21 protein-coding genes are annotated in these 21,611 nt (G+C 41.1%); 3 read left to right on the forward strand and 18 right to left on the reverse strand.

Annotated features, from left to right (window positions below; translation table 11 throughout):
* Positions 1–213: 213 nt before the first annotated feature.
* Positions 214–441, reverse strand: a complete 228-nt coding sequence (locus tag RMB06_RS00985; RefSeq protein ID WP_005803268.1) for a hypothetical protein — start codon at positions 439–441, stop codon at positions 214–216.
* Positions 442–731: 290 nt separating this feature from the next.
* Here RMB06_RS00985 and RMB06_RS00990 point away from each other — a divergent pair, with 290 nt between their 5' ends.
* Positions 732–1,151: a hypothetical protein gene (locus tag RMB06_RS00990; protein ID WP_311077894.1), complete on the forward strand. Its 420-nt coding sequence runs from the start codon at positions 732–734 to the stop codon at positions 1,149–1,151.
* Between the two features lie 49 nt (positions 1,152–1,200).
* Here RMB06_RS00990 and RMB06_RS00995 read toward each other — a convergent pair whose 3' ends face one another.
* Positions 1,201–1,962 carry a ferredoxin--NADP reductase gene (locus tag RMB06_RS00995; protein ID WP_032056923.1) on the reverse strand — a complete coding sequence of 254 codons (762 nt, stop codon included), beginning with the start codon at positions 1,960–1,962 and terminating at the stop codon, positions 1,201–1,203.
* A gap of 86 nt (positions 1,963–2,048) precedes the next feature.
* On the opposite strand from RMB06_RS00995, the gene gigC reads away from it, so the two are divergent.
* Positions 2,049–2,933 (forward strand): LysR family transcriptional regulator GigC, encoded by an 885-nt coding sequence (gigC, locus tag RMB06_RS01000; protein ID WP_002120024.1) that lies wholly within the window; start codon positions 2,049–2,051, stop codon positions 2,931–2,933.
* 11 nt (positions 2,934–2,944) lie between these two features.
* Here gigC and RMB06_RS01005 read toward each other — a convergent pair whose 3' ends face one another.
* The 16 genes from RMB06_RS01005 to ndhC form a co-directional block, all read right to left on the reverse strand.
* Positions 2,945–3,415 carry an excalibur calcium-binding domain-containing protein gene (locus RMB06_RS01005; protein WP_171545251.1) on the reverse strand — a complete coding sequence of 157 codons (471 nt, stop codon included), beginning with the start codon at positions 3,413–3,415 and terminating at the stop codon, positions 2,945–2,947.
* A 159-nt stretch (positions 3,416–3,574) separates the two neighbouring features.
* A complete protein-coding gene (locus RMB06_RS01010) occupies positions 3,575–3,868 on the reverse strand; it encodes a cold shock domain-containing protein (protein WP_005071069.1) in 294 nt (97 codons plus the stop codon).
* Positions 3,869–3,984: 116 nt separating this feature from the next.
* Positions 3,985–4,620, reverse strand: a complete 636-nt coding sequence (gene upp, locus RMB06_RS01015; RefSeq protein ID WP_002120045.1) for a uracil phosphoribosyltransferase — start codon at positions 4,618–4,620, stop codon at positions 3,985–3,987.
* A gap of 100 nt (positions 4,621–4,720) precedes the next feature.
* Positions 4,721–6,214 (reverse strand): NADH-quinone oxidoreductase subunit NuoN, encoded by a 1,494-nt coding sequence (nuoN, locus tag RMB06_RS01020; RefSeq protein ID WP_002120035.1) that lies wholly within the window; start codon positions 6,212–6,214, stop codon positions 4,721–4,723.
* 2 nt (positions 6,215–6,216) lie between these two features.
* Positions 6,217–7,815 (reverse strand): NADH-quinone oxidoreductase subunit M, encoded by a 1,599-nt coding sequence (gene nuoM / locus RMB06_RS01025; protein ID WP_002120006.1) that lies wholly within the window; start codon positions 7,813–7,815, stop codon positions 6,217–6,219.
* Position 7,816: 1 nt separating this feature from the next.
* Entirely contained in the window at positions 7,817–9,706 is a 1,890-nt protein-coding gene (gene nuoL / locus RMB06_RS01030; protein WP_002120008.1) for an NADH-quinone oxidoreductase subunit L, read from the reverse strand.
* Entirely contained in the window at positions 9,703–10,011 is a 309-nt protein-coding gene (nuoK, locus tag RMB06_RS01035; RefSeq protein WP_000529822.1) for an NADH-quinone oxidoreductase subunit NuoK, read from the reverse strand. The genes nuoL and nuoK overlap by 4 nt, the downstream gene beginning before the upstream one ends.
* A complete protein-coding gene (gene nuoJ / locus RMB06_RS01040) occupies positions 10,011–10,529 on the reverse strand; it encodes an NADH-quinone oxidoreductase subunit J (RefSeq protein ID WP_014205902.1) in 519 nt (172 codons plus the stop codon). Before nuoJ ends, nuoK begins: the two co-directional genes overlap by 1 nt.
* Positions 10,529–11,071 carry an NADH-quinone oxidoreductase subunit NuoI gene (gene nuoI / locus RMB06_RS01045; protein WP_002120012.1) on the reverse strand — a complete coding sequence of 181 codons (543 nt, stop codon included), beginning with the start codon at positions 11,069–11,071 and terminating at the stop codon, positions 10,529–10,531. Before nuoI ends, nuoJ begins: the two co-directional genes overlap by 1 nt.
* Positions 11,072–11,089: 18 nt before the next feature.
* Positions 11,090–12,106, reverse strand: coding sequence for an NADH-quinone oxidoreductase subunit NuoH (gene nuoH / locus RMB06_RS01050; protein ID WP_004703499.1), 1,017 nt, complete (start codon positions 12,104–12,106; stop codon positions 11,090–11,092).
* A gap of 3 nt (positions 12,107–12,109) precedes the next feature.
* Positions 12,110–14,794, reverse strand: a complete 2,685-nt coding sequence (gene nuoG / locus RMB06_RS01055; protein WP_311077875.1) for an NADH-quinone oxidoreductase subunit NuoG — start codon at positions 14,792–14,794, stop codon at positions 12,110–12,112.
* A gap of 11 nt (positions 14,795–14,805) precedes the next feature.
* Entirely contained in the window at positions 14,806–16,137 is a 1,332-nt protein-coding gene (gene nuoF, locus RMB06_RS01060) for an NADH-quinone oxidoreductase subunit NuoF (protein ID WP_002120030.1), read from the reverse strand.
* The gene (gene nuoE / locus RMB06_RS01065) at positions 16,134–16,643 is read right to left on the reverse strand and encodes an NADH-quinone oxidoreductase subunit NuoE (protein WP_002120040.1); all 510 of its coding nucleotides are present in this window, start codon (positions 16,641–16,643) and stop codon (positions 16,134–16,136) included. The genes nuoF and nuoE overlap by 4 nt, the downstream gene beginning before the upstream one ends.
* A gap of 13 nt (positions 16,644–16,656) precedes the next feature.
* Positions 16,657–18,444: an NADH-quinone oxidoreductase subunit C/D gene (gene nuoC / locus RMB06_RS01070; protein WP_002120052.1), complete on the reverse strand. Its 1,788-nt coding sequence runs from the start codon at positions 18,442–18,444 to the stop codon at positions 16,657–16,659.
* Positions 18,445–18,528: 84 nt separating this feature from the next.
* A complete protein-coding gene (locus tag RMB06_RS01075; RefSeq protein ID WP_002120034.1) occupies positions 18,529–19,206 on the reverse strand; it encodes an NADH-quinone oxidoreductase subunit B family protein in 678 nt (225 codons plus the stop codon).
* 6 nt (positions 19,207–19,212) lie between these two features.
* Positions 19,213–19,764 (reverse strand): NADH-quinone oxidoreductase subunit A, encoded by a 552-nt coding sequence (gene ndhC / locus RMB06_RS01080; RefSeq protein WP_002120061.1) that lies wholly within the window; start codon positions 19,762–19,764, stop codon positions 19,213–19,215.
* Between the two features lie 425 nt (positions 19,765–20,189).
* Between ndhC and RMB06_RS01085 the strand changes: the two genes are divergently transcribed.
* A complete protein-coding gene (locus RMB06_RS01085) occupies positions 20,190–21,608 on the forward strand; it encodes a diguanylate cyclase (protein WP_311077881.1) in 1,419 nt (472 codons plus the stop codon).
* Positions 21,609–21,611: the final 3 nt, after the last annotated feature.

A 21,611-nucleotide genomic window follows, 5' to 3' on the forward strand; every position in this document is an offset into this window, starting at 1 on the left:
CTCAATTGTTATGTTCTTTTCAGTGCTATCAATAGTGAAAACACTTTTCGTTGTTAAAAATGACGATGAATGCGGTCTATCTCACCTTATGTTTTGAATATTTTCTAATCAACACAGTTCTGCATAAATACAACAAATTGATGCAAAAGGTTGCAAAAAAAGCCTTCAGGTCACGTCCTAAAGGCTTTTTATAAAGATATACTGTTTAGCTTATTACCCTTTATAAATATTCAAATCTGAAGTGCTCTTAATGACATGTGGTGTGGCCTCATGTTGAAAAGCGGCTTCTTCTTTAGGTGTTTTGCTGTGATCAGCAACCATGTAGACGATCAGTGCAATAAGAAAAAGCCCAACAATAATTAAAATGTAAACTGGCAATCTTCTTTTTTTCGCAGTTTCTTCAGGACTCGTCACATGAGGTGGTTTTGAAAAATCATGCATCTTCTTTCCCCTCTTCTTTTATCATTAACTTTATAATCATCATAGCAATTTGGTTTGTTGCATTGTGTGAAAAAGCATTATGCTAAGGTGTCTGTGTTTGCAAAACTCTACTATTAAAATAATAAAAACAGTATAAAATTTAGGCAAAAATATTTAGCCATTTAAAAATAATGATGAATTATGCTCGAGCTTCTTTAAGGTTCTATTTGTAATACAATATGTTTTAGCGCTTACTTTTTATAAAATAGGCTATAATAAGCCCCCTTGTTTTAAAGCTGCTCTATTTTATGATGTATCGTCAGCAAAACGTAACACTTGATCTCGACACTGACGTCACACATCAATGTTATATACATCAGACGAGAGACGAACATCTCATTGGTATTATTGAATTTAATAAACCAAGTTATGAACTCAAATGGGGTGATTTAGAGTATTTTCGTCGCCGTACTGAAGAATTTTCCGTCATGCCATTTCCTGACTGCATTAATGCCATGATTGTTGATATTCGTAATATCAACATTTTTCTAGACAATGATGTTCCTATTTTACCATGGCGCTTACTAGAAGAAGACTGTCCTGTTCGCTTAGTCGTTCCACAAGATCGTTTGGAACATTATGCAGGTATCTTTGAGCCAACTTGGCTTTCAACCGATGTAGATAGCGCAATTTCAGAAATTCGCGAATTTATGGATATGTTTGTCCACTAATAAACATATCCATAAAATTAATTTCAAAGTACTTTCAAAATAAGATTTATTACCAGTAATTTTCTACCGCAATATTTCCCTCACCTCGACGATTCATCGTCAAACCACGGCGCTTTAAAGCCTCTTTAGTGTCATCTACCATTTGCGGATTTCCGCAAAGCATGACGTGGCTTGTGGCAGGATTCAGCTCTATACCAGCAGATTTTTCTAATTCACTATTTTCAATCAGAATCGGCAAACGATCATGCAATGGCGCAGATGGATCTCTAGTAATAATCGGAATAAATTTAAATCCGTTATGTCCTTCACCAAAAGTTTCAGCAATCTCTTGAATACGATCAACGTAAGCTAACTCAGCTGCGGTACGGACACTGTAGACCAAATTAATTTTTTGATATTTAGACCATGTATCGAAGTCTTGTAACATCGATAAAAATGGAGCTAATCCTGTACCCGTTGCCAATAACCATAAATCATGGGGTAAAGGTTGTTGATAGCGAGCTAAAGTCAAATAACCATAAGGTATTTTTTCTAAATAAAGCTCATCTCCTACCTTTAAATGTTGAAGATTTGACGTAAATGCACCGTCTGGTACCACAATCGAAAAAAACTCAAGCGTTTCATCAAATGGTGATGAGACTACAGAATAAGCACGAACAACGAGTTCCTCTCCAACTTTTAGCCCAATACGTGCGAATTGCCCAGCAGTAAATTTAAAATGTGCAGGGCGAGTCATGGTGAAACTAAAAAGAGTTGGAGTCCAGCGGTGTACAGATAAAACTTTTTCTACGCTAAATTTTTCAATTGACATGATTTCAACGTGGCATGAAATAGTGCGCTCATGTTAGCATGACAGCCGAAATAATGAATACTTTTAAACGTTAAGGCTTTTTAAACATGCGCATGACATTACGCCAGTTGGCTGTTTTTGTAGCAGTCGCTCAAGAAGGAACTGTCACCAAAGCCAGCGATGCGGTCAGACTGACGCAAAGTGCAGCAAGTATGGCTTTAGCTGATTTAGAGGATGGCCTTGGTGCTCCTCTCTTTGATCGTTTAGGTAAACGATTACAACTTAATGATTTAGGTCGTTTTCTATTGCCACAAGCCTTAGAGATATTAGGTCGCTGTGAAGCTTTTGAGCAAGCTGCAAAAGGTGAATTGCAAAGTATTGATTTACGTATTGGGGCCACTTTAACGATTAGTGATTACCTCATGCCAGATTTAATGGCAAACTTTTTACAGCATCATCCTAAAGCACATTTGCAATTACAAGTGGGCAATACACGCCAAATGATTGAAGCAGTCAATCAATTCCAACTTGATTTAGCTTTAATTGAGGGATCATGTCATTTACCTCAACTCCAATGTATTCATTGGCGTGATGATGAGCTTGCGGTTTGCTGTGCCCCAAATCACCCGTTAGCACGTTTAAATAGACCTCTAACAGCGCATGATTTTCTTCAAGTCGAATGGATTTTACGTGAAGAAGGCTCAGGGACTCGTGAAGTATTTGATAATGCGATATTGCAAGATCTGCCAGACGCGAATATTCGCTTAACCCTAGGTCACAATGAAGCAATTTTAAAAATCGTTGCTGGTGGTTTAGGTATGTCATGTATTTCTAAACTTGCCATTGAACCTTTAATTGAAAAGGGACAATTAGTAATTTTAGATACACCATTCTGGCAGCTTACGCGTCCGCTTTATATGCTGGTACACCGTCAAAAGTATCAAGGTCCAGGCCTCAAAGCATTCTTACAATTCTGTGAAGATCAGGTTTAAAACCTGATTTTCTAATGCCATCGTGAGTCATTTTCACACGGCTCACCGTCATGATTACCATCCATTTTAGTGTTCGGGCAATTTCTTACAAACCAACGTGCCTCTTCTAAAGAATGCATTTGCGTACAATACTCACGCCCATCACAATGAAAAGATGTTGTTTTATCATTTACTCGTTCTGGGGCTGTTTGAGAGGCAACTGTTTGAGGAGTAAATGCTAAAGCCTTTTTCGTTTTCTCAGAAAGTTGAATATCTGGCAATTTACCCAAAGCTGCACGCTGTTCCTTAATAATCTGCTTCTGTTGCTGTATTAATAATTGCACTTTTTCATGTGATGCACGCTGCTGAGCCTGTTGACGATAGTGCAATACTATAAAAGTCACACACGCAACAATAACCAAGATGCCAACAATAAATATACTGATATATTCACGTGAACTAAGCTTGAATTTACTGCGTTTAATTTTTCCCCGTTGAACCATATTTCCCCATTCTTGATTTTATTATTCATTTTTAAGAAAATTAAGGGAAATTAATATCTCCCTTAATTCTAAATCACTTAATCTTTCTGAACGCATCAAAACACTTGTCTGATACATACATTACTTAAGTGTTTTTAATGTATTACATTTAGCTCATTATTAACGTCGGAAATTTGACAATAACTCACTCGTGATCGCTTTATTGTGATCTGCAATTTTGTTTTTCTTGGTTTTCGCAGGATTTGGGTCAACACGCTCAATTTTGATCGCTTTAAACTTGCCCTGATTATCTGCGGCAAGAAATCTTACTTTTTCATTTCTTTTCGGTTCGCCCTCTGATGCAGGGAAATCAGAAATATGAAAGAAAATATCACCTTCACTAGTTTCAATAAAACCAAACCCTTTATCAGCGTTATATTGTTTTACCCATCCAGTATAAAACTCTTGCTTCATGATCTTTCCCCTACTTTTCCAATCCAGTTGTTGCAATAAATAAAAAAGAGACTCACGATCCCGTTTTTAAAATTATACGGTTGAATGAAGTCTCTTTTTAATGCTATTTCAAAAAATTAATCTTTTTGTACACTACCAAAAATTTTATCGCCAGCATCACCCAAGCCAGGAACAATATAACCTTGTTCATTTAAGCCATTATCAATAGATGCCGTATAAATTTGCACATCTGGATGAGCCGCTTCAACTTTAGCAACGCCTTCAGGTGCAGCAACCAACACCATAACACGGATATCTTTACAACCACTTGCCTTTAACACATCAATAGCAGCAACTAACGAATTACCCGTTGCTAACATTGGGTCAATAATCATCGCAAGACGATTAGCCACATCCGGAACTAATTTTTTATAATACGTGCGAACTTCTAAAGTTTCTTCATTACGCTCAAGACCTAAAACACTCACTTTTGCGCTTGGAATTAGATTAAGTACACCATCTAACATACCAATTCCGGCACGTAAAATCGGTACAATCGTTATTTTTTTACCAGCAATACGCTGAGTAGTAACAGTTCCAGCCCATCCATCAATTTCACAATCCACAACTGGTAAATCTTTTGTTGCTTCATAAGTCAACAACATAGTCACTTCCTGAGCAAGCTCACGGAAATTCTTAGTACTGATGTCAGCACGGCGTAACAAGCCTAATTTATGACGAATAAGTGGGTGACGAATTTCTTGAATGGCCACAGATGTTACCTAAAAATATAAAAACGTATTTATTATAATCTTTTTTTAACGCTCAATAAAAAAAAGCCTCCAGATTTGGAGGCTTTTTTGTACACCAGAATTACTGTTGTGAAAGCATGAAATGTAATGGAGATAAAATTTCTGCTTTTAATGCCAAATTAATCATTGGATCTGGGTAAACACCCAAAATAATAACTAATGCAGCAGCAGCTAATACCATTAAACCACCCACTTTTTGTCCCCAATGAGCATCTGCATCAATACGAGGAGTTTCCGGTGGTGTCATATACATTACAACCATCACACGTAAGTAATAGTACAAACCGATACCACTACCCACAATAATCATTGCAGCTAAGAACCAGTGTTGAGTTGTTACAGCAGCCATTACCACCAAGAACTTACCAATGAAGCCTGCTGTTAATGGAATACCAGCCAAAGATAACATCATGACTGTTAAAGTTGCTGTAAGTACTGGACGACGCCAGAACAAACCACGGTAGTCTGCAAGGCTTTGTGCTTCATCTACGTTGTTATATGGGCTAGACATTAACGCTACTGCACCAAAGGCACCAATAGTTGTTAATACATAAGACACCACATATACAGTTACGCTACCCAAGCTCGCATAAGTCATGCTAATTAAAGCAATTAACAAATAACCAAAGTGAGCAATAGATGAATAACCAAGAATACGTTTTAAGTTAACTTGACGAACAGCGAGTAAGTTACCAACTAAAATCGACAATACAGCAATGATCGTCAAAATAGTTACTAACGAGTTCACCATCATTGCACCTGAAGCAAGCATATAGCGTACGAACAAACCAATTGTTGCAACTTTAGCAGCAGTCGCTAAGAAAGTTGCCATTGGCGCTGGTGCACCTGCATATACATCCGGTGTCCATTTATGGAACGGCGCAAGCGATAATTTAAATGCAACAGCAAAGATAATAAGTGCTAAACCTAATAACACCATTGGCTGTTTGATTGCTTCAAATAATGCCTGTACAGAATCATAGAATGAAAGCGAACCTGTATATGCATAGATATATGCCATACCCATCAACAACATTGCAGAAGCTGTCGCTGAAAGTACAAGATATTTAATACCCGCTTCAAGTGAGTTACTACGTTGATAAGTATAAGCAAGTAAGCCATATACAGGAATCGACATTAACTCAAGGCTAATGAAGAACGACGCATAGTGAGAGCTTGCAACCATCAACATTGCACCTGCTACTGAAGCAAGTAACAAAAGATATAACTCTTCGCGGTTGTCTTTATAAGTTTCGATGTAAGCATGAGACAAAGTACAACATGCCAATGCCGCAATCAAAATCATAAATTGATAGAACATGGTAAATGGATCAACCATAAACATGCCCATCACATTTGCCGGTACAAACTTACCGCCAAATACTGCAAATAAAATATAAAGTGCAGCAAGGTTTAAACCGACAACAGAAGCTGTTGCGATTAAATTATGATTACGCTTAATTGAAATTAACAGCATGACGACGATTGTTGTCAAAGCAACAATCATCACCGGAGCTAAAGGCATAAGCGTAGAGAATGATACTGTGAAGTTCATGATTATTGGATCTCCACATGGTCAAGTTGAGTAGCTGTTTGCTGAACAGTTTCAACGACTTCTTGTACTGGCACATAACTATTGACCAACCACTGCATGCTTGAATGAGATACATCCAAGAATGTTTGTGGGTAGATACCAAGCCAAACGAGACCAATCGCACAAATCATCAAAATACCAACTTCACGAGCAGATAAGTCTTTCAATGGACTAGTGTAATGTTGCTTTTGTTCAGGATTTGGTTCACCAAATAAAGCACGGTGAATCAAGATCAAGCCATATAAACCTGCAAATACAAGGCTGATAGAAGCAAGAATCGTGAAGACAGGATATTTATTAAATGAACCCATCAAAATCAGGAATTCACCAATAAAGTTACCTAAACCTGGTACACCTACAAGAGCAGCAACGAAGAACATCAAGAAAAATGGCAAGTACTGAAGCTGGCCACGAAGACCACCCATTAAACGTAAATCACGTGTATGTAAACGTTCGTAGATTTGACCAGACATAATGAACAATGCAGCTGATGACAAACCATGTGCCAACATCATGATCATTAGACCTTGGAAGGTCAAAATATTACCTGCATAGATTGCAAGTAAGATAAAGCCCATGTGTGAAATCGACGTATACGCAAGTAAACGTTTCATGTCAGTTTGCTGGTAAGCACACCATGCGCCGTAGAAAATACCAATCAAACCGAAAATAATCGCAATGTCTGCAAACTGTGCAGAAGCTGTCGGGAAGAATGGAATAACAAAACGAAGCAAGCCATACGCAGCTGTTTTAATCAAGATACCTGCTAAGTCTACAGAACCTGCTGTAGGAGCTTGAGCATGCGCATCTGGCAACCAACCGTGTAATGGGAATACTGGTAACTTCACCGCAAAACCGATGAAGAAACAGATCATGAAACCGTACGCTAAGCCTGCAGGTAAGTGGTTAGCTACAGCTAATAAATAGTTGTAATCGAAACCGATCATTCCGGTCATCATGTAGCCATAAACTACAAGACCTAGGATACCGATTAGCATCACTAGACCGGCAATCTGCGTGTAAAGGAAGAACTTAGTAGCAGCGTAAACACGTGAACGACCGTTTGAACCTTTATGACCCCATAACGCAATCAAGAAGTAGATTGGTACAAGCATCATCTCCCAGAAGAAGAAGAACAAGAACAAGTCAATCGCTAAGAATACACCGATAACGCCACCTAAACTCCATAATAGGTTTAAGTGGAAGAAACCAACGTTCTTTTGAATCTCACCCCATGAACAACCAACAGCAAGTACACCAAGTAACGCTGTTAATAACACCATGAGTAAAGATAAGCCATCCACAGCTAAGTGAATGCCAATACCGAGTGATTGAATCCACGGTAAATAGAACTCAGCAGACCAAGTTGGGATTTTAGAACCCAACTCGTAGCTATAAGTTCCACTTTGCCAAAGTGCAAGACCTAAGCCCAAAGTAATGAGCATACCAATTAAGGCAATCCAGCGTGGCAAAGTTTTGTCGAGCTTATCGACTAACCAACAAATAAAACCGGCAATGAACGGAACAAGGATCAGCGCGGGTAAAATTAAATTGTTTTCCATTTTATTTCCCCACTACCTGAATAACGATCAAGATCATCAATAACACCACTACACCGAGTGACATGCTTGATGCGTATTCACGCAATGAACCTGTTTGACGTGAGCTTGTAAAACTATTTCCGCCTTTCACGAGTGCAGGAAGAACTAACCACAAACCGTCAATCGGATCACGGCCAAAGATTTTGGCGAAGAATAAATAAGGTTTAACAAAAACGATGTCATACAATGCATCAAAACCAAAAGCGGTACGGCAAATATGTGCCAAACCTGAACCCAAACTTGTTTGAGCGAATGATTTCACTGCACCATAAGCAAATGTAAATAATGCTATACCAACAACTAGACCAACTAGTGCAATACCTACTGCTAAGTGCTCTGCCCCATGCATGCCCTCTACAAATTGTTCAGCGACATGGAATTCAGGGATTTTTGCAGTATTCAGAATACCTGCTACCGGTGCTTTTAATACCGCACCAACAAAAGTAGACAATACAGCTAAAATACCCAATGGAGCCCAGTAAGTTGCACCTTTAATCTCATGGTAAGGCGTGTTTTCTTGACCAAAGAATACAACCCAGATTAAACGGAATGTATAGATTGAAGTCAGGAATGCACCTGCTACACCCACCCAATATAAGGTGTGATATAAAGCAACTGATTGACCTTGTACCCAAACTTCACCAAGAATCGCATCTTTAGAGAAGAAGCCAATAGTCAAGAATGGAATCGCTGCTAATGCACCGCCACCAATCGCGAAACAAGCAAACAGGAATTTGTTACGTTTGAACAAACCACCCATTTTGAAAATATTTTGCTCGTGGTGATAAGCCAAAATAACCGCACCAGAAGACAAGAATAATAATGCCTTAAAAAATGCGTGAGCCAACATGTGGAACAAGCCAGCTTGATAAGCTTCCGCACCTACAGCCATAAACATATAGCCAAGCTGACTCATTGTTGAGTAAGCCAAGATACGTTTGATGTCTGTTTGTACAAGTGCAGCAAAACCTGCAACTAACAAAGTTACCGCGCCAGTTACTGAAATGAATTGCATCACTTCAGGAGCAAGTTCGAATACGCTGAATAGACGGCAGCATAAGTACACACCAGCCGTTACCATTGTTGCAGCGTGGATTAATGCAGAAACAGGTGTTGGACCTGCCATCGCATCTGCCAACCATGTTTGCAATGGAATTTGAGCAGACTTACCAGCAGCACCCAAGAACAACATTAATGCAGTCCAGATTGTAAGTGACGAACTCTTCGTCATTACTTCTGCTGCGTGTTCAACGATGTACTGAGTATTCAGCGTACCAAATTGTTGGTAAAGCAAGAATAAAGCAATAAGCAAGAATACGTCACCAACGCGGGTCACTGTAAACGCTTTGATCGCAGCCCAACCATTTGCAGGGTTTGCATAATAGAAACCGATTAGCAAGTAAGAGCAAAGACCTACGCCTTCCCAACCCAAGAATAACAACGCCAAGTTGTCACCCAATACAAGCACAAGCATGCTTGCAACAAACAGGTTGAAATAAGAGAAGAAACGCGCATAGCCCTCTTCACCACGCATGTACCATGATGCAAAGATGTGGATTAAGAAACCAACACCCGTGATCATGCCCATCATGAGTAAAGATAAGCCATCTAAATGTAAGCTAATGCCCGGAGCAAAACCGCCAACATTGAACCATGTCCACAAGTTTTGAACGAAAACTTGCTGACCACTCGTGGTAAATGCCATTCCAGCAATGAGTGCAAATAATGCAGATAAACCTACAGAACCTACGCCAATAACTGCTGCAACATTTTCAGAGAGTTTGTCTCGTCCTGCCGCCAATAAAATAAAACCGATTAGCGGAAATAATACTGTTAAATATAAATAACTCATCCGCGCATCTCACTAGCAGCATCCACATCCAAATGATGGAAGCGATGATAGAACTGAAGGACAATCGCAAGACCGATACATGCCTCTGCTGCTGCAAGGGTCAAAATCAGAATGAACATCACTTGTCCATCTGGTTGTGCCCATACGCTACCCGCGAGAACAAATGCCAATGCTGCAGCATTCATCATGATCTCAAGGCTCATTAACATAAATAATAGGTTGCGTCGCACCATTACACCGTAAAAACCGAGTGCAAAAAGGATGGTTGCAACAATCAAACCATGTTCTAAAGGAATCTGGCCCATTATTCTTTTTCCTCTTCTGCACCTGGTTCACGTTTACCTAAGTGATATGCTGCAACAAGGGCTGCTAGCAATAACATCGCGGCAACTTCAACCAATAATAAATAGTGAGTAAAGAGTGCTTGACCAACTACTTTTGGTCCAATCACTTGTGCCCCAAGCGGCGCTGAAATAGTGGTGTATTCACCACCCAGCATCCAAACTAAAAGCAAGCCGAGCAAGAAACTCATGAGTGCTGGATATGCCCAAGCATCTGAAGAAAGCCATTTACGTTCTTGTTCAACGGTGTGTTGACCTAAGTTAAGCATCATCACCACGAAGACAAACAGAACCATAATTGCTCCGGCATAAACGATGATTTCAAGAGCACCTGCAAAAGGCGCCCCCACGATCATGAAAATACCAGCAACAGCAAGCAATGAAACAATTAGACTAAGTAGAGCGTGTACAGGGTTCGTGTTAGTCACTACACGAACCGTAGAAACGATGGCCACGAGTGCCATCAAATAAAACGGCCACATCATGGTAATAGACTCCGTACATCGATTGGTGCACTTTCTTTTTGTGCTTGACCTTTCTCTTTACCGTTAATTGCCATACCCGTTACACGGTAGAAGTTGTAATCTGGGTATTTGCCTGGACCTGAAATGAGTAAGTTTTCTTTCTCATAAACAAGGTCTTGACGTACATATTCGCCTAACTCGAAGTCTGGTGTGAGCTGAATCGCAGTTGTTGGACAAGCTTCTTCACACATACCGCAGAAAATACAACGTGAGAAGTTGATACGGAAAAACTCCGGGTACCAACGACCATCTTCTGTTTCTGCTTTTTGTAGTGAGATACAGCCAACCGGACATGCAACCGCACATAGGTTACATGCTACGCAACGCTCTTCCCCATCAGGGTCACGCGTTAATACGATACGACCACGAAAGCGTGGCGGCACAATCTGTTCAGCCGGAACTTCTGGATATAAAATCGTGTCACGTTTACGCGTTGCATGGCTAAACACCATGAGTAACGTACGTACAATTGATCCGAATCCAGCTAGAAATTTATACATTTTGTACTCCCTGCTGTCCTAGGCCTGATTCATCAGAATCACAGCACCAGTCACTAACAAGTTGACCAACGCCAATGGCAAACAAATTTTCCAACCAAAGTTCATGACTTGGTCATAACGTGGACGCATTAAAGAACCACGTGCCAATACAAACATCATTACAAAGAATGCTGTTTTAATCACAAACCAGAATACTGGTGGAACAAATGGAATTTCTAAATTGAATGGCGCTAACCAGCCACCAAAGAATAAAGTCACGATCAATGCAGAGATCAGTACTACGTTGACATATTCAGCAACGAAGAACATACCCCATTTCATACCGCCATATTCAACATGGTAACCTTCTGCCAATTCTTGTTCTGCTTCTGGTTGGTCAAATGGATGACGGTGAGTTACCGCAACACCAGCAACCACAAAAATCAAGAAACCTAAGAATTGTGGAATAACGAACCAAACATCGCGTTGTGCTTCAACAATTTCACGAAGGTTAAATGAGCCTGCAATTGCAACCACACCCATCAATGAAATACCCAAGAACACTTCATAAGAAATGGTTTGAGCTGCTGAACGTAAACCACCAAGCAATGAGTATTTGTTATTTGAAGCCCAGCCACCAAATAAAACTGCATAGACAGCAATACCAGCCATTGCCATGAAGAACAACAAACCGATACTCATGTCGGCAACACCCAGTGAAGGACTCACTGGGATTACCATGAACGAAAGAACCGCTGTTGCCATTGCAACAGCTGGTGCTAAACGGAATGTAAGTTTGTCAGCAAATTTTGGTGTCCAGTCTTCTTTGAACATGATCTTGAGCATGTCGGCAACGATCTGGAACATACCACCAGGACCAACACGGTTTGGACCATAACGATCTTGCCACCAAGCAAGTAAACGACGCTCAATAAAAGACATCAATGCTGCAACTAAAACAACAACAAGCAGAATTACGACTGCTTGAACGACAGCATAGGCAATCGGCCAGTTCTCAGCCCAAAGTGGCGTTTGACGTATAATTTCTTGATTCATGAATTACACTCCTAAAGCCACTGAAACAGGCTCAGCTAGTGACACCATTGGTGCTAAACCAACTGGGTAACCAATATAACCTGTAGGTAAATATTCAATTACTTGTACTGGCAAGCTCACAGTCGTTTCGCCTGCTTTTACCGTAATGCGTTGACCTTCTTGAAGGTTCAAACGAGTTGCATCTTGTTCGCCCACTGCAAACACAGCTTCAGGAATACGAGTTTCCATTGCAGGTGTTTTAATGGTGAATTCGCCAGAACCAAAAATATGGTGCATTGGAACTAAGCGGAAACTTTCAGGATTTGCCACTACTGGCACTGGAGCAACGTAGCTACGTGCAGGACGTTTTGCCAAGCGATCGAATAAACGAACACCAGAATCACCACCTTTTAAGTGACCACCGACTTCATCTTGGTATTTATTCCAAGATTGTGGAGAGTTCCAACCCGGAGCCCATGCAAATGGTACTAGTGATGATGCTTTTTGCGGACCAACATAACCTTCCATTGAGAATGTTAATGCTGAATCTGGATCGGTAGGCTGTTTAGGCTCATGAACCGATAACGGCGCACGCATTGCTGTACGACCTGAATAACGACGTGGTTCACGCGCGATTTTCAAGCCATGTACACGATAACCTGCATCAGGCGCAACATCTTGGATAGCTTCAAGTACTGGTACATTTTTCACGATGCTTTCAATTACATCGTCAAGCAATGTCCAATCTACAGCCTTACCTTTAATGCCAGTTTCAATGGCATGTAACCAACGCCATGATTCTTTAATTGCATATTCAGGTTTGTAATAGCTTGGATCGTAAACTTGATAGAAACGCTGTGCACGACCTTCTTGGCTTACAACAGTACCATCACCCTCTGCAAAGCTTGCTGCTGAAAGAACGACATCAGCTTGTTTCACAGTTTCAGTTTCACTGTGATCAAGTACAATTACTGTTTCAGCTTTATCTAATGCAGCTTGTACTTGTGCAGCTGGTAAGCGACGGAACAAGTCATTTTCAACAATAACAAGTGTGTCGTAGTCTTGAGCAAATGCTTGTTCAAGGCTTAAACCACCGAACAATGCCAAGCCCATAGAGTTCACTTCAGGAACTACAAGACTTAAACCAGCTTTAGAACCTAAGTTCTGAGTCAACTGTGCTGCAGCTTCCATAATAGAAGCATCTTGCAAGCTTGTACCCGCAATAATTAATGGTTTGTTTGCTGCTTTTAGAGTGTCAGCAATGGTTTGAGCAAATGCTTTTGCATCTTCATCTAAACCACTTACAACCTCACCATTCACTGCCGCAGCAACTGCAAAGCCTAAACGTGCGATGTCATTTGGAGAAGCAACCACTTCACCAGTTGCAACGTCAGCAAGACGAGTTTGAGTTGCAGCTAAAATGTAAACCGGAGATTTTGCTTCTTGGCCAATACGTTGTACAGGCTCAGCTAACCAATCTGGTGTACGTGTTTTTGCAGCCATTTCGCGTGCTTTGTTTTTCGCGGCTTGGCGAACAGACAATGCCATGCGAGGTGCAGTTTGAGTTAGGTCTTCACCTAAGATCAGAACAGCATCATAGCTTTCAATTTCACGCATATTCGGGTTGTAGATACCCTCGGTTTGCATGATAGATGCAGCAAGTTCAACAAGCTTTTGCTCTTTTTGTGCAATACCAGTTGAATAATTTGCCTGACCTACAAGCTCACGTAATGCGTAGTTCGATTCCAAGCTTGCGCGAGGAGAACCAATACCCAAAACTTTTTTGCCTTGAAGCTTAGCAATCGCTTGATCTAGAGCTTGGTCGACAGAAACAGTTGCAACAGTTTCACCATTACGGAACTGAGGCTGACGTGGACGGTCTGCACGGTTTACATAACCTGTGCCAAAACGACCTTTGTCACAAAGGAAGTACTGGTTAACCGAACCATTAAAACGGTTTTCTACACGACGGATTTCACCATAACGTTCACCCGGAGAAATGTTACAACCAGAAGAACAGCCTTGACACACGCTTGGTGCATACTGCATATCCCACTTACGGTTATAACGCTCTGAATGAGTCTTATCAGTAAATACACCTGTTGGACATACTTCAGTCAAGTTACCAGAGAATTCAGATTCTAAAGTACCTGATTCTGGACGACCAAAGTAAACACGAGATGCATTGGCATACACACCAAAGTCTGTACCGCCCGCATAGTCTTTGTAGTAACGAACACAACGGTAACAAGCAATACAGCGGTTCATTTCATGCGCAATGAATGAGCCGAGTTCTTGGTTGTAATGCGTACGTTTTGTAAAACGGTAGCGACGACGGTCATGACCCGTCATTACAGTCATATCTTGTAAATGACAGTGACCACCCTCTTCACAAACTGGACAGTCGTGTGGGTGGTTGGTCATCAAAAATTCAACAATAGATGCACGGAAATCCGTTGCTTCTTTGTCTTCAATTGAGATATAGGTATTGTCAGATGCTGGAGTCATGCAAGACATGACTAAACGACCACGCGTATCTTCTGGATTCGCATATTGCGTAACAGCACATTGACGGCAAGAACCAACCGAACCTAAGGATGGATGCCAACAAAAATATGGGATGTCGATGCCCAGACTCAAACATGCTTGTAGCAAGTTTTCCGAGCCGTTGACTTCATACGATTTTCCATCGACATGAATTGTAGCCATAGTCGAATTCCTTAAGCTTGTTCTACGTTGCTGGTTTGCACGACAGGACGATTCGTCACTTTCGCTTCAAACTCACCACGGAAATGTTTGAGTGCGCCCATAAGCGGCTCCATCGCACCTGGTGCGTGGGCACAGAAAGTTTTACCAATCCATAATTTACGAGTTAGTTCTTGTAAATGGTCGATATCTTCTTTCTTACCTTCGCCTGCTTCAAGTGCTTTAAGCGCTTTAACAGCCCATGGCAAACCATCACGACATGGTGTACAGAAACCACATGATTCACGCGCAAAGAACTCTTCTAAGTTACGAGTGAGCGATACCATACATTGGGTTTCATCTACCACCATTAACAAACATGTTCCTAAACGAGAACCTGCTTTCATAATCGTGTCTGCATCCATTGGTAAATCAATGGTATCTGCTGGTAAAAAGTCAGTTGAAGCACCACCTGGCAACCATGCTTTGAGCTTTAAGCCCTCACGCATACCACCTGCATGATCTTCAATCACTTCACGCGCAGTTGTACCAAATGGCAATTCCCAAAGACCCGGGAATTTAACTTTACCCGATGCACCATAAATTTTAGTGCCTGGATCTTTTGATTTACCCGCTGATAAACCGATATACCACTCTGGTCCACGAAGCATGATTGCTGGCAAGTTGTTATAAGTTTCAACGTTGTTCACAATCGTCGGACGGCCCCATGCTCCTGCAACTTGCGGGAACGGTGGCTTAGTACGCGGGTTAGCACGACGGCCTTCAAGCGAGTTAATCAATGCAGTTTCTTCACCACAGATATAACGCCCTGCACCCGTATGTACATGCAGATCAAAATTCCAGCCAGAACCTAAGATGTTTTCGCCTAAATAACCTTTAGCACGAATCTGTTCTAACGCTTCATTTAGATATTGAGCAGCCTCGATGTATTCACCACGGATAAAGATATAACCTTGAGTTGCTTCTAAGGTATAACCCGCAATTAACATCCCTTCGATCAATTGATGTGGAAGTTTTTCCATCAACAAACGGTCTTTAAAGGTACCCGGTTCCATTTCGTCGGCATTACAGATCAAGTAACGTGGACCACCATCATTTGGTGCCATCAATGACCATTTAATACCCGCTGGGAAACCCGCACCACCACGACCTTTTACAGTTGCAGCTTTAATGACGTCTAACACTTCAGCAGGTTTCATGCCTAAAGCTTTTTTAAAGCCAGCATAACCTTCAAGTGCTTCGTAATCATCAGCACTACGTACCGCTTCTTGTTTGCTTAAACGCCAAGTGAGCGGATGAGTTTCCGGATTACCGTCGCCATAAATTGGTTTTGGTTCAGTATTCATACATACTTCTCCAATAACTGTTTAATTGATGTCACTTCGACTAAACCGTGAGTATCTTCATCAATCATTAAAGTTGGGCCTTTGTCGCAGTTGCCTAGGCAGCAAATTGGAAGCAATGTAAAACGGCCATCTGGTGTCGTTTGACCATACTGAATTCCTAATTCACGCTGGAATGCTTCAGCAAGAGTTTCTGCACCCATTAAGAAGCAAGCAATTGAGTCGCAAAGTAAAATTACGTGACGACCTACCGGATGGCGATAGATACGGTTGTAAAATGTTGCAACGCCTTCCAAATCAGCAACACTCATCGACAACAACTGTGCGATGGCATTCATTTGAGCGTCATCTACCCAACCATTACGGCGCTGTACACACTTCAATGCATCCAAAGAGGCTGCACGAGGGTATGGATAGTGACCAATGTGATGTTCGATTTCGTGAATTTCTTCCGCAGTCAAAATCCCTTCGACATTCACACGTGGTTTTTTATCAGTCAAAATCATCATTATGTGTTACCTCTTAGCGATCCACGTCAGCCATAACCACGTCAATGGTCGCCAGATAAATGATTAAGTCAGATACTAAACTTCCGTTAATCACTGAAGGCATTTGCTGTAAGTGAGTAAACGTCGGTGTACGAATACGAGTACGATAACTCATGGTCGCTTTATCTGAAGTCAAGTAGTAAGTACTTGCACCTTTAACCACTTCAGTCATAAATGATGACTCGCCCGCTGGCATGACAGGACCCCATGAAACGCTCAAGAAGTGCGTAATCAAGGTTTCAATATCTTGTAATGTCTTATCTTTCGGTGGTGGAACAGCCAATGGATGATCCGCTTTATATGGACCAGAAGGCATGTTATCCAAGCACTGTTGAATAATTTTTAGCGACTCGGTAATTTCACGGAAGTGAACAAGCACACGTGCGTATGCATCGCCTTCATACTCAACTGGCACATCAAAATCGAAGTTTTCATAGCCGCTGTATGGACGATATTTACGTACGTCAAAATCGATACCTGTTGCACGTAAACCAGTACCAGTTACACCCCATGCGAGTGCAGATTTGGCATCGTATTGTGCAACATTACGCGTACGTCCAATAAACACAGAGTTTTTCAATGCCGCTGTGTAGTATTCGTTTAAGCGTTTAGGCATCCACTCTAGCAATTCTTTAACAAGCTTTTGCCAGTTGTTTGGAAGATCGTGTGCTGTACCACCAATACGGAACCATGCTGGATGCATACGGTAACCCGTGATTGCTTCAACAATGTCGTAAACTTTTTGACGGTCTGCGAACATATAGAATACTGGTGTCATACCACCGGCATCCTGAATTGCCGTACCACAGAATAACAAGTGGTTATTAATACGGAACAATTCGTTCAACATGACACGAATCACTTGCGCACGCTCAGGAACTTTAATACCTGCCATTTGCTCTACAGCCATTACATACGGCATGTTTTGAGCACAACCACCTAAGTAGTCAACACGGTCAGTATAAGGAATGAAAGAATGCCATGTTTGACGTTCAGCCATCTTTTCCACGCCACGGTGGTGATAACCGATATCAGGTACACAGTCCTTCACTTCTTCGCCATCTAACTGCAATACAACACGGAACGCACCATGTGCAGATGGATGGTTAGGACCCAAGTTCAAGAACATGAAGTCTTCATCAGCGTTACCACGCTTAAGACCCCAGTCTTCAGGTACAAAACGTAAGTGCTCTTGTTCAAAGTCTTGTTTCGCTTTGTCTTGCATGTACGGCGTATATTCTGTCGCACGTGCTGAATATTCTTTACGAAGCGGATGACCTTCCCAATAGGTTGGCAACAAAATACGACGGAGCATTGGATGCCCTTCGAAATTGATACCGAACATATCGTAAGCTTCACGTTCATACCAGTTGGCATTTGGCCAGATATTTGTCGCTGTCGGAATGTTTAGATCATTTTCGTTCAAGGCAACCTTGATACGAATGTCACTATTACGCTCAAGCGATAATAAATGATAGAACACAGTGAAGTCAGATGCTGGTAAACCATCACGATGAACACGTAAACGTTCATCCATCGCAGATAAGTCAAACAGCATTACATACGGACGTTCCACTTTACGCAGGAACATAAGGACTTCTTGCACGCGTGCGCGCTCGACCCAGACTGTTGGAAACTCTTCAAAAGTCGCCTGCACGTAAAAGTTCTCACCAAATTTGGTTTTGAGCTCTTCTACGATTGCAAATGCTGGGCGTGAATCAACTGCTGTTGACTCTGGCATAGCAATGTCAGTTTCAGCCATTGGCTTGGCTTCCTATTTAATACAAATTCTGTCAATTTTCTCGATGAACATATCAGTTAGATATGTCAAAACACCGTCAAAAAATTATTTAATCTCATCCATAGAGCGTAAGTTTTTAACGGCAATACGCTCTGCATTCTTACGGTCACGTTCTGGCATCATCTTTGGCTTATATACTGGCTGAAGATCATCACCGATCACGGCAGAAAGCGGGCGTCGCTCTAATTGAATCTGGTCTTGTAAAAGCATTAAAGCTTGAATTAATGCTTCAGGACGAGGCGGACAACCTGGGACGTACACGTCAACAGGAATAATTTTGTCTACACCTTGTACTACTGAATAGATGTCGTACATACCTCCAGAGTTTGCACAAGCACCCATCGAAATGACCCATTTAGGCTCTAACATCTGTTCATACAGACGCTGAATAACTGGTGCCATTTTTACGAAACAGGTCCCTGCAACAATCATCAAGTCAGCCTGACGAGGTGAAGCACGGATAACCTCTGCACCGAAACGTGACAAGTCATGCACACCGGTTAAGGTCGTTGCATATTCGACGTAACAACATGAGGTACCAAAGTTAAATGGCCACAAAGAGTTTTTACGTCCCCAGTTTACTGCTGTATGCAAGACATCCTCTAAACGAGTCATGAATACGTTTTTATTCACTTCCTCTTCAAGCGGATCCGTCACAATTTGACGTTCTTGCAATGGGTATTGATCAGCATCCGGATTCGCGCGGGTCAGAGTATATTTCATCCCGACTTACTCCTTTTCAGATGACAATGCAGGTGTAGTTTTTGACTTAACACGACCTGATGATTGAGCTGGAATCTGGCCTGTAGGGTCAGTTACGAGCTCTTCAATAGAATTAAAGCGTGTAATTTCAGCAATGTTCATTGTTGGTGAACCGATTTTAACCGCCTCACCTGCTGATTTACGGCGATCTGCTGGTGACCAACTTAAAGCACCTACAGAGAAGGCATAAACAAGCGCAATCAATAAATCAACGACAAAGATCACTACAGTGGTATATCCCAACCACCCTACTTCACGCACAGAAGTAGACCATGCATAGAGGTAAAGCGCCTCTAAGTCGAAGACAACAAAGAAAATTGCAACTAAATAGAACTTTGCAGACAGGCGAATGCGAGCGCCACCAGCACTCACGACACCTGATTCAAACTGCTCTTGCTTAGCACGTCCCCACGATTTTCCCCCGAGGAGTAAGGGAACTGTGAGCATAAAGACGCAAAGAAATGTAACGCCGATCACGAAGGCGATAATCGCCCAGTCGTATGGAGTAATGGCACTCATGCGGGGATAACTCCTGGCAGGCCTATTATTTAACAAAGAATGTATGTATTGGCCTTCAAATACACCAAACACAAAATTAATCCCGCCAATTGTACCTGATTTCTAATTTCCCATGCTAGTTGAAGCGTCTTAGTCTTTCGGATGATTTTCTAGACAAAACTATTCATCTATGTGTTGTAAGGGGGGTTTCACCGCACATAATCGGTTTATTTAATTGTTTCTTTATTTATGATGATTTTTTTCATTTTTTAATTTTAGAATATTTACACAGTTGAAGCGCTTATTAACTTTTTATAACTTACTTTTTTATAATATTAGTTTGTTTTTTATTGTATTCAGCTTCTCCTCTGAATTATGATGAATGTTTAATCATGCATAATATTTTATTACTCTTGGATAAGAGTATTTATCATTAAGGGCAGCTGATGCCATACTCACTTCGTGAATTTTCATTTCTCTCCTTTTTAAAATTTTTTCTCTTATTTAGCTTCATTATTGCGACATGTTGTTTCATTGGCATCGCATCTCGCCCTTTAAGTTTTCTTGCATTCTTTTGGCCTGCCAATTCGGTTTTGCTCGGATTGCTTATTCGTTTTCCAACCACACGCCGACCAAGCGCATTTTTAGGTGCCTATATAGGATATGTGATTGCTGACTTATTTCAGGGCACTCCATTTGCTCTCACACTTGTTTTAACAACATCAAACTTTCTTTATGTTGTTACTACGTTTGCGCTCTATATGTTTTTTAATCAACATATTAAGGCGGCCTATCGCGGTTATTCCTACCTTTTTTTATTTGGATTATGCGGAATAGGTAGCGTAGTAGGTGCATTGTTTGCAGCAACTTTCGTGCCTATGTTTAATACCAAATTTATGATTGGTGGCTTGTTGGATGAGTTTGGTTACTGGTTCACTTCAGAACTGCAAAATGCCTTGCTTCTTTTACCTATCATATTGAACATTCCTCAATATAGTCAGGTTAAGCATTACTTTTCAAGAAATCGTGGCCTACAACCAACCGACCTTTTACCTTTTGGCGCTGTGCTTATTTCGATTGCTGCTAGCTATTATGACTCTGGCCCGGGTTCACTCCTCTACCCGATTGCTGCACTGATCTGGTGTGCTATTCGCTATAAACCTATTGTTGTTGCACTCATTACTAGCTTTACCAGTGCTTATATTATTTATCATGTCTCTGGACATTACCTTTTGCTCTATCCAAACGAATATTTCAGCAATACGATCTCAATCCGAATTGGGTTAATTATGATGACGATTGCCCCACTTACGGTTTCTAGTATTAGTGTTTTGCATTCAGAGTTAATTCAAAAGCTTCAACATGCCATTGCACATGATGAGCTAACTTCAAGTCTGACTCGACGCCAGTTTTTACAGTCGGTCAGATTACTTCAAGAAAAAGTACAAAAAGAAAATAAGACCTCAGCTTTTTTCATGCTTGATGTCGACCACTTTAAGCAAGTTAACGACAACTACGGCCATCAAATCGGTGATCGGGCGCTACAAACTTGTGTCACCACGATTCAAAATATTTTACATCCTCATGATTTATTGGGTCGCTTTGGAGGTGAAGAGTTTGCTATTTTTATTGCAGATACCACTAAGGAAAGTGCATTTGAACTAGCAGAACAAATTCGAATTAAAATTAGTCAACAACCGATTTATATTTATGGAAAATTACCAATTTTTATACAGGTGAGTATTGGGATAAGCTTATATTCCCCATCTTCCCATCGAGCTATTGAAAGTTTATTTAAAGAAGCAGATGACGCTTTATATCAAGCAAAACGCCAAGGACGTAATCGAGTGTTTATATCTTTATAATTT

This window comes from Acinetobacter sp. V104_13 (assembly GCF_031798995.1).
GTDB lineage: Bacteria > Pseudomonadota > Gammaproteobacteria > Pseudomonadales > Moraxellaceae > Acinetobacter > Acinetobacter pittii.